Origin of the sequence: Streptomyces sporangiiformans (genome assembly GCF_005768555.2) — a bacterium.
Lineage (GTDB): Bacteria > Actinomycetota > Actinomycetes > Streptomycetales > Streptomycetaceae > Streptomyces > Streptomyces sporangiiformans.
The window spans coordinates 1-13,807 of sequence record NZ_VCHX02000285.1; the positions used below are offsets into that span (position 1 = coordinate 1).

Genomic DNA, 13,807 nt, shown 5'->3' on the forward strand with positions numbered 1-13,807 from the left:
GAAGCCGGCGAACAGCGGCGTCGCGAACATCAGCAGCATGATCGTGCCGTGCATCGTGAACGCCTGGTTGAACTGCTCGTTCGTCATGAGCTGGTTGCCCGGACGTGCCAGCTCGGCGCGCATCAGCAGGGCCATCACGCCGCCGATGACGAAGAACGCGAACGACGTGACCAGATACAGCGTGCCGATCGTCTTGTGGTCCGTGGTGGTGAGCCACTTGACCACGACGTTACCGGGCTGCTTGCGCCGCACCGGCAGCTCGTTCTCGTACGAGTCTTCAGCCGCGGCGGCACCCTGAGGTTCGTTGAGGATGCTCACAGTTGGTTCGTCTCCCGGTTCTTCTCGGCTTCCGTCTGCTCAATGCCGGCCGGGACGTAACCGGTCTGGCCCTTCTCGGCGAGCTCCTTGAGGTGGGCCTCGTAGCGCTCGGGAGAGACGACCTTCACATTGAAGAGCATCCGGGAGTGGTCGACGCCGCACAGTTCGGCGCACTTGCCCAGGAAGGTGCCCTCACGGTTGGGGGTCACCTGGAAGGCGTTGGTGTGGCCCGGGATGACGTCCTGCTTCATCAGGAACGGCACCACCCAGAAGGAGTGGATGACGTCACGCGAGGTGAGGACGAAGCGGACCGTCTTGCCCTTGGGGAGCCAGAGGGTCGGGCCGGGGTTGTGGGTCTGCGGGTTCTCCTCACCGGGGGTGCCGCAGGTGTAGACGCCGCCCGCGTTGGCCGGGAACTGGTTCTTCCACTTGTTCGGGATCGCGTCCAGGTTCTTGTCGGTCTTCGCGTCACCGCTGGAACCTGGCACGTTCTCGACGTAGTTGAAGCACCAGCTCCACTGGAAGCCGACCACGTTGACCGTGACGTCGGGCTTCTTGGCGGTGTCGAGGAGTTTCGCCTCGTCGCGCGCGGTGAAGTAGAAGAACACCGAGACCATGATGAGCGGGACCACGGTGTACAGCGCCTCGAGCGGCATGTTGTACCGGGTCTGTGGGGGGATCTCGACCTTGGTGCGGCTTCGCCGGTGGAAGATGACGCTCCACAGGATCAGGCCCCACACGAGCACGCCGACGGCGAGTGCGGCCGCCCACGAACCCTGCCACAGGGAGAGGATCCTCGGAGCCTCTTCCGTGGTCGGGGTGGGCATACCAAGGCGGGGGAAATCCTTGTATGTGCAACCGGTGGCGGTCGCCAGGACCAGGCCCGCAGTCAGTGCCTGCAGCAGCTTCCGCCGCATCGGGCGCCGCGGCGAGCGGTCGGAGCCGTTGGGACTCACGTAGCGCCTTCCCGAGAGTCTCGCCCGCGCTGTTGGCTGCGGCCTTCTCGCTGGTCGGTCGCCGCCCTGCGTCGGGCAGGGGTTTGGATGTTTATGCGGACCAAACCCTACTGGACGCAATTTGAGGTCACGCGGGGAGGGTACCCAACGCGCCGCCCGACTCCTCAAAGAGCCGGACCGACCCATTCCGCACGCGGAATGCCATGACACCACGCGGCTCCAACAGCGCCCCCGTAAGGGGCGCGGGGCAGCGACATGTGCGGCTCCGCCGCGTGGGCGCGACCAGCCACGCACAACCCGCACCTTCCGTACGAACAACGCGCCCCACCCCCGTACCCCGTCCCCAGCGGAGCGCTAGCGTTGGGGATGTGTCCTACTTCGACGCCGCCTCCTCCTCTCCCCTGCACCCCGTCGCCCGGCAGGCCCTGCAGGCCTCGCTCGACGAGGGGTGGGCCGACCCCGCCCGCCTCTACCGGGAGGGCCGGCGCGCCCGGCGGCTGCTCGACGCGGCGCGCGAGGCGGCCGCCGACTCGGTGGGCTGCCGCCCGGACGAGCTGGTCTTCACCTCCTCCGGTACACGGGCCGTGCACTCCGGGATCACCGGGGCACTGGCCGGGCGCCGCCGGGCCGGACGTCACCTGATCGTGTCCGCCGTCGAACACTCTTCGGTGCTTCACGCGGCCCAGGTCCACCAGGCCGAGGGCGGCTCGGTGACCGAAGTGCCCGTTTCGCGCGCGGGCGCCGTCTCCTCCGACGCGTACGCCGGCGCCCTCCGTCCCGACACCGCGCTCGCCTGCCTCCAGTCGGCCAACCACGAGGTGGGCACGGAGCAGCCGGTCGCCGCGGTCGCCGCCGCATGCCGCGAGGCGGGTGTACCCCTACTGGTCGACGCGGCGCAGTCGCTGGCCTGGGGGCCGGTCGAGGGCGACTGGTCCCTCCTGACGGGCAGCGCCCACAAATGGGGCGGCCCACCCGGTGTCGGACTTCTCGTCGTGCGCAAGGGAGTTCGGTACGCGCCTCAAGGCCCCGTCGACGAACGGGAGTCGGGGCGTGCTCCCGGCTTCGAGAACATCCCGGGGATCGTCGCCGCGGCGGCCGCGCTGCGTGCCGTACGCGCGGAGGCGGCCGCCGAGTCGGCCCGTCTGCGGGAGCTGACGGACCGGATCCGCGCGCGGGTGCCGGAACTGGTCCCGGATGTGGAGGTGGTGGGCGACCCGGTGCACCGGCTCCCTCACCTGCTCACCTTCTCCTGTCTCTATGTCGACGGAGAGACATTGCTGCACGAGCTGGACCGCGAGGGTTTCTCCGTGTCGTCCGGATCGTCCTGCACGAGCAGCACGCTGACACCCAGCCACGTCCTGAAGGCCATGGGGGTGCTGACGGAGGGCAACGTCCGGGTGTCACTGCCGCTGGGCACGCCCGCGGAGGACGTGGATCGCTTCCTGGAGGTGCTGCCGGGCGCGGTCTCGGCGGTCCGCGAGAAGCTGGGTGCGCCGGTCCACGCACCGAAGGCGCCCGCCGCCGAGGACACCCTCGTCGTGGACGCCCTCGGCAAGCGCTGCCCCATCCCGGTCATCGAGCTCGCCAAGGTGATCGGCGACGTACCCCTCGGCGGAACGATCCGCGTCCTCTCCGACGACGAGGCGGCCCGCCTGGACATCCCGGCGTGGTGCGCGATGCGGGGACAGGAGTACGTCGGGGAGGAGCCGGAGGAGCGGGGCGCGGCGTACGTGGTGCGGCGGCTGTCGTAAGCGGCTCTCGTAAGGGGTGGGATACGCGGTATCCCACCCCCCACACCGCTCCAACGATCATCCAGCGGAGCGCCTGCGCAAGGTGCCCTACACGAGGTGCGCCTGGACCTCCGACGCCGCCTCATGGCCGTACGCCTTGGTGAAGCGGTCCAGGAAATGGGTGCGGCGGAGCTCGTACTCCTGGGTGCCGACGGTCTCGATGACGAGCGTGGCGAGCATGCAGCCGACCTGGGCGGCGCGCTCGTGCGAGACACCCCAGACCAGGCCCGAGAGGAAGCCCGCACGGAACGCGTCGCCGACACCCGTCGGGTCCGCCTTCCCCGTCTCCTCGGGGACACCGACCTCGACCGGGTCCTCGCCCGCGGACTCGATGCGTACACCGCGCGCGCCGAGCGTGGTCACGCGGTGGCCGACCTTGGCGAGGATCTCGGCGTCCGACCAGCCGGTCTTGGACTCGATGAGCCCCTTCTCGTACTCGTTGGAGAAGAGGTACGTCGCCCCGTCCAGCAGGATCCTGATCTCCTCGCCGCCCATGCGCGCGATCTGCTGGGAGAAGTCGGCCGCGAACGGGATCCCGCGCGAGCGGCACTCCTCGGTGTGCCGGAGCATCGCCTCGGGGTCGTCGGCGCCGATGACGACGAGGTCGAGACCGCCCACGCGGTCGGCGACCGCCTTGAGCTCGATCAGCCGGGCCTCGCTCATGGCACCGGCATAGAAGGAGCCGATCTGGTTGTGGTCGGCGTCCGTCGTGCAGACGAAGCGCGCGGTGTGCAGCACCTCGGAGATGCGTACGGACTCGGTGTCGACGCCGTGCCGGTCCAGCCAGGCCCGGTACTCGTCGAAGTCGGCGCCCGCGGCTCCGACCAGGATCGGCGAGGAGCCGAGCTGGCCCATGCCGAAGGCGATGTTCGCGCCCACGCCGCCCCGGCGTACGTCCAGGTTGTCGACCAGGAAGGACAGGGAGACCGTGTGCAGCTGGTCCGCGACCAGCTGGTCCGAGAAACGGCCGGGGAAGGTCATGAGGTGATCAGTGGCGATGGAGCCGGTGACTGCGATACGCACGGCTAGGAACACACTCCTGCGAGGAGGGGCATTGACAGTTCACGCTATCGGGTCGGCCCCTGCTGTCGAGTCGATCCCCCACCTCCACTTCTGGGCAGAACTACCCGATAGTAGGGCTTTTTCCGTAGGGCTCACCGTGCATACGGTTTCGTTATGACGAACCTCAAGATCCACGGCCCCGCTCCGCTCGACCCCGAAGGCGGCCTCGCGGAGCTGCGCGGTGACTGCGCCCGGATGGTGCCGCACTGGACCGCACCCGCCCGGATCACTCCCCGCCCGGTGTCTCCGTCACTCATCCACGGCGTGACCGTCCCCCAGACCTCCGCGCGGCTCCTGGACGCGATGTCCGAGTACGGCGACTAGCAGACTGGAAAGGGCGCGCGCAGGGCGAGGCGCCCGCACAGAGAGGGCGCCCGCAGAGAAAAGGCGCCCGCAGGGAACCGTGCGCTCCCCCGCCGCGTCCCATGGCTGTCCCCCGTACAGGGGATACCGGATACGACCCTGACGTGCCCTGACCTGGTTCGGGGCCGGGTCTCATGGGACCGCGGTGCGGTAGAAGGAGCGATGCGGTGAACACCGAGCGACCCGATGACGAAGCGGCCCGGCCGCGCCTGCGGCGTACCCCGGTGGCCGTCGCCTCGGTCGCGGCCGCCGTACTGCTCATCGGGGGCGGCGGGGCGTACATCGCCACGACGGCGTCCGGTGGCGGCGACGACCGGGGCGGCTCCGGTACGCCGGGAGGCGACAGCACTCCGCCGCCGCTCGCCCTGGACGGCTACACCGAGAGCGGCACGAACGGCATCGCGCCCGGCGAGCCCGACCCGAACGGCGTGACGTACCGGGCCGACGGCAAGCTGCCCGACGGCCCCTCGTCCGCGCCGGTCTACCGCGCGAAGGGCGAGGTCACGACGGCCGAGGTGGCCGCACTGGCGAAGGCCCTCGATGTGGAGGGCAAGCCGGCGGCGGAGGGTGACGCCTGGAAGGTCGGGGGCACCAAGGACGGTTCCGGTCCGAGTCTCCAGGTGAACAAGAAGGCGCCGGGCATCTGGACGTTCAGCCGCTTCGCGGCCGGCACCGACGACTGCCGGAGCACCACGGTCTGCGCGAGCGACGGAAACTCCGAGGCCCCCCAGGGCTCCGCGGACGCCGAGGGCGATCCGGTGAGCGTGGACGCCGCGAAGAAGGCGGCCGCACCCGTCCTCAAGGCGATCGGCCAGGACGACGCCAAGCTCGACGTGAGCGAGCTCGTGGGCGCCATCCGGGTGGTGAACGCCGATCCGGAGTTCGGCGGCCTGCCGACGTACGGCTGGACGACCAGTGTCCAGGTCGGCGCGGACGGTCAAGTGGTGGGCGGCAGCGGCGAGTTGAAGAAGCCGGTGAAGGGGGACACGTATCCCGTCCTCGGCGCGCGGAAGACACTCGACCTGCTGAACGAGTCCGGAGCGGGCGGCGGGCGCGTGGGCATCGGCGGCTGCACCGCCTCCGTTCCCACGAAGGACAAGAACGAGGCGCCGTGCGAGCGGACGCCCTCGAAGTCCGAGTCCAAGTCCGACGAGGTCGTCGTCGAAGGCGCCACCTTCGGTCTGGCCTCGCACTTCGTGGACGGACGGCAGGCGCTGGTGCCGTCCTGGCTCTTCGAAATACGGCCCGAGGGGGCCAAGGAAAGCTTCACGGTGACGCATCCGGCGGTCGAGCCGGAGTATCTGACCGCTCCGGAGCAGCCGAGTCCGCGGCCGAGTGAGTCGGGGAAGCCGGATGAGCCCGGGGACGAGCCGAGCACGGCGCCGGAGGAGCGGGACGTCAAGGTCGAGGGCTACAGCGCGGACGGCAAGAAGCTGACCGTGCGCTTCACGGGCGGTGTGTGCAGCGACTACTCGGCGTCGGCGAAGGAGAGCGGCGACACCGTCACGGTCCGGGTGACCGAGAAGCCGTTGAAGGGCAAGGTCTGCATCATGATCGCCAAGACCTTCCACGAGACGGTCGAACTCAAGGAGCCCCTCGGGGACCGCGAGGTCGCCGGCACGGACGGCAAGGCGTTGCCGCTGGAGAAGGATCTGCCCAAGCAGCCGCCGGCCAAGTAGCGCACGAGTATCACACAGGCGTGGATCCTCGGCCGCGTGTACGTGGCTGGAGCGTGGCCGAGGATGCGCGAAGGCGGCGCCCCGTCGGAGGGGGCGCCGCCTTTCTGCGTCGCTGGATGCTTCCGCAGAGGTTCCGCCGGCGCTTGGGCGCGCCGACCGGGCCAAGCAGAAGGCTCAGGCTTAGTTGAAGGAGTCGCCGCAGGCGCAGGACCCGCTCGCGTTCGGGTTGTCGATCGTGAAGCCCTGCTTCTCGATGGTGTCCACGAAGTCGATGGAGGCGCCACCCAGGTACGGAGCGCTCATGCGGTCGGTGACAACCTTCACGCCGCCGAACTCCTTGACGACGTCGCCGTCGAGGGAGCGCTCGTCGAAGAAGAGCTGGTACCGCAGGCCGGAGCAGCCGCCGGGCTGAACAGCGACGCGCAGTGCCAGGTCGTCGCGGCCTTCCTGGTCGAGCAGGGCCTTGACCTTGGCCGCGGCGGCGTCCGACAGGAGGATGCCGTCGCTCACGGTGGTGGTCTCGTCCGATACGGACATCTGCTTCTCTCCCGGGTTGTACGGAGACTGCTTGCCGACGGGTGCAACCGACGGGGCCGCGGATTCATTCCGGGCCGAGCACGTGTCTTTCGGTTCTCGTTTCTCCCTCCTCATGCTCGCACATGCGATTGCGAGCGGAAAACGTCCTGTGGACAACCCCGTCGGAGCGCCATCGGGATTCACGTCACATCGACGTTATGGGCATCGTCAACGTGACGTGAAGAGGTTATGATAGATCGCGTCATTTCGACGAAAAGGCTTGTTCCGCTTGATCGTTCCAGGTGATTCAAGCGAGCCGCAGAACAGAAAGGGTGCGTGTCGTGACCACCGCCCAGACCCAGGAGCTCGACGTACAGCCGACGCCCCTCGCCCTGCTGTTGCTCGGCCGTGAGGCCGACCCCAGGAGCGAGCGGGGTGTCGAGTGTCCCGGTGACCTGCCCTCGCCGTCCGACCCGGACCTGGTGGAGCGTGCCCGCGCGGCCAAGGAGAAGCTCGGGGACAAGGTCTTCGTGCTCGGCCACCACTACCAGCGCGACGAGGTCATCCAGTTCTCGGATGTCACCGGGGACTCCTTCAAGCTGGCCCGGGACGCGGCGGCGCGGCCCGAGGCCGAGTACATCGTCTTCTGCGGTGTGCACTTCATGGCCGAGTCGGCGGACATCCTGACCTCCGACGACCAGAAGGTGGTCCTGCCCGACCTCGCGGCCGGCTGCTCCATGGCCGACATGGCCACCGCCGAGCAGGTCGCCGAGTGCTGGGACGTGCTGACCGAGGCCGGGATCGCCGAGCAGGTCGTGCCGGTCTCGTACATGAACTCGTCCGCGGACATCAAGGCGTTCACGGGCAAGCACGGCGGCACGATCTGCACGTCGTCGAACGCCAAGCGTGCCCTGGAGTGGGCCTTCGAGCAGGGCGAGAAGGTGCTCTTCCTGCCCGACCAGCACCTGGGGCGGAACACCGCGGTGCGGGACATGGGGATGTCGCTCGACGACTGCGTCCTCTACAACCCGCACAAGCCGAACGGCGGCCTGACCGCCGAGCAGTTGCGCGACGCGAAGATGATCCTCTGGCGCGGCCACTGCTCGGTGCACGGGCGCTTCTCGGTGGAGAGCGTGGAGGACGTGCGCGCGCGGATCCCGGGCGTCAATGTGCTCGTTCACCCCGAGTGCAAGCACGAGGTCGTGGCCGCCGCGGACTATGTGGGGTCCACGGAGCACATCATCAAGACCCTGGAGGCGGCGCCCGCCGGTTCCAAGTGGGCGATCGGGACGGAGCTGAACCTCGTACGCCGCCTGGCGAACCGCTTCGCCGCCGAGGACAAGGAGGTCGTCTTCCTCGACAAGACGGTCTGCTTCTGCTCCACCATGAACCGCATCGACCTCCCCCACCTCGTCTGGGCCCTGGAGTCCCTCGCCGAGGGCAACCTCGTGAACCGCATCGAGGTCGACCGGGAGACCGAGCAGTTCGCGAAGCTGGCACTGGAGCGGATGCTGGCTCTTCCGTAACCCGGGTCATGCATACGTGACAAGGGGCGCCCCTCTGGCTGAGGGGCGCCCCTTGTCGCGTAGTTCGTACGGACCGGTCAGACCTGTGCAGGCTCCGGCTCGCCGGACTCCGATTCGCTGGACTCCGATGCGCCGGACTCCGATGCGGCCTCCGGCGTGATCCCCGCCTTCTTCGCCCGCTTTGCCGCCTTCTTCTTGGCCCGGCGCTCCTTGCGGAGTTCGACCATCGCGTAGAGCGTGGGCACCAGGAGGAGGGTCAGCAGCGTCGACGTGATCAGGCCGCCGATCACCACCACCGCCAGGGGCTGGGCGATGAAGCCGCCCTCGCCCGTGACGCCCAGGGCCATCGGGAGCAGGGCGAAGATCGTCGCCAGCGCCGTCATCAGGATCGGCCGCAGCCGGTGGCGGCCGCCTTCCAGCACGGCCTCGACGACTCCGTAACCCTGCCTGCGGTACTGGTTGATCAGGTCGATCAGGACGATCGCGTTCGTGACCACGATGCCGATGAGCATCAGCATGCCGATCATCGCCGGGACACCCATCGGGGTGCCCGTGGCGACCAGCAGGCCGATCGCGCCGGTCGCCGCGAACGGGATCGACACCAGCAGGATCAGCGGCTGGACGAGGGACCGGAAGGTCGCGACCAGCAGCATGAAGACGATCGCGATCGCCGCGAGCATCGCCAGGCCGAGGGACGCGAACGCGTCGTCCTGGTCCTGGGAGACACCGCCGATCTCCGCCGTCGCGCCGTCCGGCAGCTTCAGCGCGTCGAGCTTCGACGTGAGGTCGGCGCTCACCGCACCCGTGTTGTCGCCCGTCGGCTTCGCCGAGATGGTGGCGGCGCGCTGCCCGTCGATCCTGGTCATCGAGACCGGACCGTCGACCAGCTCGACGGTGGCGATGTCACCGAGCTTCACACCGGGCCCCATCGGGAGCTTCTTCAACTCGTCCAGCGTCCGGGCCGGCTTCGCCGACTTGATCACCACGTCCCGCTCGGTGTCGTCCAGGAGCGCCTTGCCGCTGGTGGTGCCGCGCACCGCCTGGGCGACGGCGGCGCCGAGGGTCGTGTCGTTGAACCCGGCCGACGCGGCCTTGTCGTTGGCCTTGACGGAGATCCGCGGCACGGACTGCGCGAGGTCGCTGTTCACGTCCGTGACGCCGTCGAGCCCGGCGACCGCGTCCCGCACCTCCTCCGACGCCTCGCGCAGCACCTTCGCGTCGGCGGCCTTGACGACCACGCTCAGGTCCTGGGAGCCGAAACCGTCACCGGCCGCGATCGTCGTCGTTCCGATCCCGGACAGCTTGCCCAGCCCCTCCTCGATCCGGTCCTGGACGTCCTCGTACGAAGCCGAGCCCGCGACCTTGACCGTGTACGAGGCCTGGTTGCTGTCCGTGCCCCCGCCGAACGCGGCCAGGAATCCGGACGAGCCGATCGTGACCTGGTAGTCCTCGACGCCGTCGACACCGTCGAGCATCTTCTCGACCTTCTTGGCCTGCGCGTCGGTCGCGGCCAGGCTGGTGCCGGGCTTCAGCTCCTGCTTGACGGTGAGGACTTCCTGCTCGCCCTGGTCGAAGAAGTTCGTCTTCAGCAGCGGCGCCATGGCGAACGTACCGATGAGGACGACCACCGCGATCGCCACGCTGGTGAAGCGGCGCCGGGTGGCGAAGCGCAGGACAGGGACGTACGAGCGCTGGAGGCGGCTGCGGGCCTCCTTCTCCTCGGCCTTGCGGCGCGCCTCGTCGGCGTCCTCGGGCGTGCCCTTGGGGGCGCGCAGGAACCAGTACGAGAGCACCGGTACCACCGTCAGCGAGACGAGCAGCGAGGCCAGCAGCGCGGCCGTCACCGTCAGGCTGAACGAGCCGAACAGCTCGCCCACCATGCCGCCGGTCAGACCGATGGGCAGGAAGACGGCGACCGTCGTCAGGGTGGAGGAGGTGACCGCGCCGGCGACCTCACGGACCGCCTTGAGGATCGCCTCCTGACGCTCCTCGCCGTAGCCGAGGTGCCGCTTGATGTTCTCCAGGACCACGATCGAGTCGTCGACGACACGGCCGATCGCGATGGTCAGCGCGCCGAGGGTCAGCATGTTGAGCGAGAGGTCCCGGGTCCACAGGACGATCAGCGCGAGGACCACCGACAGCGGGATGGACACCGCCGTGACCAGGGTCGAGCGGATCGACGCCAGGAACACCAGGATGATCAGGACCGCGAAGAGCAGACCGAGCGCGCCCTCCGTGGTGAGACCGTCGATGGACTTGGAGACCGCCGGGCCCTGGTCGCTGACGACGGTGATCTCCGAGCCCGAGCCGAGGTCCCCCCGCAGGCCGGGCAGCTTGTCCTGGACCGCCTCGGAGATGGCGACGGCGCTGCCGTCGTGGTCCATCGTCACCGCCACGGAGAGGCTGGGCTTGCCGTCGGTGCGGGTGATGGACTCCGCCTTGGCGGGCTGCTCCTCGACCGTGGCGACGTCACCGAGACGTACGGGCTTCTTGACGCCCTCGCCGGTGACCATCAGGTTCTGGATCTGCTTGAGGGAGGTGAAGCCACCGCCGACCTGGACGGTGCGGTTGCTGCCGTCCTCGTCGAACGAGCCGGCCGGGACGGTCGCGCCGCCCGCCTGAAGGGCCTGGCCGAGGACGCCCGGTGAGATACCGGCGCGCGCCAACTCGGCGTCGTCGGGTGTGACCGTGACCTCGAGATCCCGTACGCCGTCGACCGTGACCTGGCCGACGCCGTCGATGTCCCGCAGCTCGGGCACCACCGTGCGGTCGAGTTGGTCCGACAGGGCCTGCTGGTCCTTGTCGGAGGTGACGGCGAGCACGACGGTCGGCATGTCGTCCGTGGAACCGGCGACCACCTGAGGGTCCACGTCGTCCGGGAGCTGGACGCGGGCCCGGTTGACGGCCTGCTGGACGTCGGCGACGAGCTGCTTGGTGTCGTTGCCGTAGTCGAAGGACGCCATGATCAGGGCGTTGCCCTCGCTGGCGGTGGAGGTGACACCCGAAATACCGTCCACCGATTCGAGGTTGTCCTCGATGGGTTCGACGACCTGCTTCTCGACCACGTCGGGAGCCGCGCCCGGGTACGGCGCCAGCACCGAGACCATGGGAAGTTCGATGGTGGGCAGCAACTGCTGCTTGAGCTGGGGGATCGCGACCGCTCCGAAGGCGAGCGCGACGATCGACATCAGCCCTATGAGGGCCCGTTGTGCGAGGCTGAACCTGGACAGCCAGGACATGGGTTGCGGATCTCTCTTCTGTCACGGGAGCGGCGGGCAGGGCACATGTGAGCGCCCACCCCTACACCTTGAGCCACCCGCGACCACTGATCCGTCGCCCCGCAGGCCCATTCCTTATGCGACGCATACTCCAGGCGCAGTAGGCCCGGGCCGGGCTCAGTCCACCCTTGGACGTACCAGCCCGGACTCGTAGGCGATGACGACCAGTTGGGCCCGGTCGCGGGCGCCCAGCTTGGCCATGGCCCGGTTGACGTGCGTCTTCACCGTGAGCGGGCTGACCTCCAGCCGCTCGGCGATCTCGTCGTTCGAGAGCCCGCCCGCGACCTGGACGAGGACCTCGCGCTCCCGCCCGGTCAGCGCCTCGAGCCGCTCGGCGCGGGCGGGGTCCCGGTCCTCGTCCGCTCCGTCGCCCTGCGCGAGGAACCTGGCGATCAGCCCCTTGGTGGCCGCCGGCGACAGCAGTGCCTCACCGCCCGCCGCCACCCGGATGGCGCTCAGCAGTTCGTCGGGCTCCGAGCCCTTGCCGAGGAAACCGGAGGCCCCGGCCCGCAGCGACTGCACGACGTACTCGTCGACCTCAAAGGTCGTCAGCATGACCACGCGTACATGGACCAGGCCCGGGTCGGCGCTGATCATCCGGGTGGCGGCGAGGCCGTCGGTACCGGGCATACGGATGTCCATCAGGACGACGTCGGCCCGTTCCTCGCGCGCCAGCCGCACCGCCTCCGCGCCGTCCGAGGCCTCCCCCACGACCTCCATGTCGGGCTCGGAGTCGACCAGGACGCGAAACGCGCTCCGCAGCAGCGCCTGGTCGTCGGCGAGCAGGACACGGATGGTCATGCGGGGTCCCCCGTGGGTGCCGTGGTCGGGCGTGCCGTGGTGGTGGACGCCCTGTTCGTTGACGCGCTGGTCGTGGACGCGCTGGTCGTGGACGCGCTGGTCGTGGACGCGCTGGTCGTGGACACCGCGTCCACGGTGCCGTTGTTGACGGGCAGGATCGCATGGACCCGGAAGCCGCCTCCGTAGCGGGGTCCGGCCGTGCAGGTGCCGCCGAGCGCGGTGACCCGCTCGCGCATGCCGAGCAGTCCATGCCCCCCGTTCCCGTCCTGCCCGTCCTGCCCGTCCTGCGGGGCCGCCGCGTTGTCGCCCGGCCCGTTGTCCAGCACGGTGATCTCCACGTTCGGCCCCACGCGTACGACGCTGACCTCGGCCTTCGCCTCCGCACCCGCGTGCTTGCGCACATTGGTGAGGGCTTCCTGGATGACCCGGTACGCGGCCAGGTCGACGGCGGCGGGCAGTGCGGTGCCGTGGTCGGTGCGAGCGACCTCGACGGGCAGGCCCGCGTTGCGGAAGGTCCCGACGAGTTCGTCGAGGCGGTCCAGGCCGGGGGCCGGCTCGGTGGGGGCCTCGGGATCACCGGACTGCCTCAACAGACCGACGGTGGCGCGGAGTTCGTTGAGCGCGGAGCGGCTGGCCTCGCGGACGTGGGCGAGCGCCTCCTTGGCCTGGTCGGGGCGCTTGTCCATGACGTGGGCGGCGACCCCGGCCTGCACATTGACGAGCGCGATGTGGTGCGCGACGACATCGTGCAGATCCCGGGCGATCCGCAGCCGCTCCTCGGCCACCCGGCGGCGGGCCTCTTCCTCACGGGTGCGCTCGGCGCGATCGGCGCGCTCCCTGATCGCGTGCACGAAGGCGCGGCGGCTGCGCACCGCGTCGCCCGCGGCGGAGGCCATGCCCGTCCAGGCGAAGATGCCGAGGTTTTCCTGGGCGTACCAGGGCAGGGGGCCGACGAGCATCGCGATCCCGGTCAGGACGGTCATGGTGAGCAGCCCGACCCGCCATGTCGTGGGCCGGTCGGTCGTCGACGCCACCGTGTAGAGGGCGACCACGGCGGACATCACCACGGGGGCCCGTGGGTCGCCGGTCGCGAATTCCAGGAGGGAGAGGGCGCCCGTCGCGGCGAGCACCGCCATGGGGGCGCGGCGGCGCGGGACCAGGGTGAGAGCGGCCATCGCCATCAGGGTGAGGCCGATCGCGTCCGGTTCTCGCGTGCCCCAGGTCTTCCCGCCGTGGCCGTCCGGGGCGGCGAACGACGCCACCACCATGCACGTCAGGACTCCTGCCGCCAACGCCCCGTCCACGACCAGCGGGTACGCCCGCAGCCGGTCCCGGGTGCGCTCGAGTGTGCTCACGCGCTTACCGTACGGGGCCCCTGCCGGGGGCGGAACTGGTGGGAGGGGTACCCGGTGCTGTGTGTGGGCCGGGTACCGAGGGTTTTCGCCCCCGCCGCCCCTACCCGTCCCATCCCGTTCCTGGGGGCTGCGCCCCCAGACCCCCGCTATCGGCCTTGCGGCC

Annotated in this window: 11 protein-coding genes; 4 read left to right on the forward strand and 7 right to left on the reverse strand. The window is 69.7% G+C overall.

Annotated elements, in window-relative coordinates; genetic code table 11:
• The coding region (locus FGD71_RS36450; protein WP_181359347.1) for a cbb3-type cytochrome c oxidase subunit I at positions 1 to 318 on the reverse strand (318 nt) is incomplete at its 3' end.
• Positions 315 to 1,274, reverse strand: a complete 960-nt coding sequence (gene ctaC, locus FGD71_RS36455) for an aa3-type cytochrome oxidase subunit II (protein WP_119104828.1) — start codon at positions 1,272 to 1,274, stop codon at positions 315 to 317. The genes FGD71_RS36450 and ctaC, both read right to left, overlap by 4 nt.
• 368 nt (positions 1,275 to 1,642) lie before the next feature.
• On the opposite strand from ctaC, the gene FGD71_RS36460 reads away from it, so the two are divergent.
• The gene (locus tag FGD71_RS36460; RefSeq protein ID WP_119104829.1) at positions 1,643 to 3,025 is read left to right on the forward strand and encodes a cysteine desulfurase/sulfurtransferase TusA family protein; all 1,383 of its coding nucleotides are present in this window, start codon (positions 1,643 to 1,645) and stop codon (positions 3,023 to 3,025) included.
• An 87-nt stretch (positions 3,026 to 3,112) separates the two neighbouring features.
• Here the strand turns inward: FGD71_RS36460 and FGD71_RS36465 are convergent, their stop codons facing one another.
• On the reverse strand, positions 3,113 to 4,087 hold the full coding sequence (locus FGD71_RS36465) for a carbohydrate kinase family protein (RefSeq protein ID WP_119104830.1): 975 nt from the start codon (positions 4,085 to 4,087) through the stop codon (positions 3,113 to 3,115).
• A gap of 153 nt (positions 4,088 to 4,240) precedes the next feature.
• On the opposite strand from FGD71_RS36465, the gene FGD71_RS36470 reads away from it, so the two are divergent.
• Positions 4,241 to 4,450, forward strand: a complete 210-nt coding sequence (locus tag FGD71_RS36470; protein ID WP_119104831.1) for a hypothetical protein — start codon at positions 4,241 to 4,243, stop codon at positions 4,448 to 4,450.
• Between the two features lie 173 nt (positions 4,451 to 4,623).
• Positions 4,624 to 6,168, forward strand: coding sequence for a hypothetical protein (locus tag FGD71_RS36475; RefSeq protein ID WP_420878383.1), 1,545 nt, complete (start codon positions 4,624 to 4,626; stop codon positions 6,166 to 6,168).
• Positions 6,169 to 6,348: 180 nt separating this feature from the next.
• Here the strand turns inward: FGD71_RS36475 and FGD71_RS36480 are convergent, their stop codons facing one another.
• Positions 6,349 to 6,705 (reverse strand): HesB/IscA family protein, encoded by a 357-nt coding sequence (locus FGD71_RS36480; protein WP_119104832.1) that lies wholly within the window; start codon positions 6,703 to 6,705, stop codon positions 6,349 to 6,351.
• A gap of 320 nt (positions 6,706 to 7,025) precedes the next feature.
• On the opposite strand from FGD71_RS36480, the gene nadA reads away from it, so the two are divergent.
• Positions 7,026 to 8,210: a quinolinate synthase NadA gene (nadA, locus tag FGD71_RS36490; protein ID WP_119104836.1), complete on the forward strand. Its 1,185-nt coding sequence runs from the start codon at positions 7,026 to 7,028 to the stop codon at positions 8,208 to 8,210.
• Positions 8,211 to 8,287: 77 nt separating this feature from the next.
• Here nadA and FGD71_RS36495 read toward each other — a convergent pair whose 3' ends face one another.
• The 3 genes from FGD71_RS36495 to FGD71_RS36505 form a co-directional block, all read right to left on the reverse strand.
• The gene (locus FGD71_RS36495; RefSeq protein ID WP_119104833.1) at positions 8,288 to 11,449 is read right to left on the reverse strand and encodes an efflux RND transporter permease subunit; all 3,162 of its coding nucleotides are present in this window, start codon (positions 11,447 to 11,449) and stop codon (positions 8,288 to 8,290) included.
• 156 nt (positions 11,450 to 11,605) lie between these two features.
• Positions 11,606 to 12,289: a response regulator gene (locus FGD71_RS36500; protein ID WP_119104834.1), complete on the reverse strand. Its 684-nt coding sequence runs from the start codon at positions 12,287 to 12,289 to the stop codon at positions 11,606 to 11,608.
• Positions 12,286 to 13,644, reverse strand: coding sequence for a sensor histidine kinase (locus tag FGD71_RS36505; RefSeq protein ID WP_181359348.1), 1,359 nt, complete (start codon positions 13,642 to 13,644; stop codon positions 12,286 to 12,288). Before FGD71_RS36505 ends, FGD71_RS36500 begins: the two co-directional genes overlap by 4 nt.
• Between the last annotated feature and the right edge of the window lie 163 nt (positions 13,645 to 13,807).

What these genes read in the sequence shown, in the direction of transcription:
- FGD71_RS36500 (WP_119104834.1), bottom strand. Translation starts at nt 12,289, where the DNA reads ATGACCATCCGTGTCCTGCTCGCCGACGACCAGGCGCTGCTGCGGAGC.
- FGD71_RS36475 (WP_420878383.1), top strand. Translation starts at nt 4,624, where the DNA reads ATGGGACCGCGGTGCGGTAGAAGGAGCGATGCGGTGAACACCGAGCGA.
- FGD71_RS36470 (WP_119104831.1), top strand. Translation starts at nt 4,241, where the DNA reads ATGACGAACCTCAAGATCCACGGCCCCGCTCCGCTCGACCCCGAAGGC.
- FGD71_RS36495 (WP_119104833.1), bottom strand. Translation starts at nt 11,449, where the DNA reads ATGTCCTGGCTGTCCAGGTTCAGCCTCGCACAACGGGCCCTCATAGGG.
- FGD71_RS36480 (WP_119104832.1), bottom strand. Translation starts at nt 6,705, where the DNA reads ATGTCCGTATCGGACGAGACCACCACCGTGAGCGACGGCATCCTCCTG.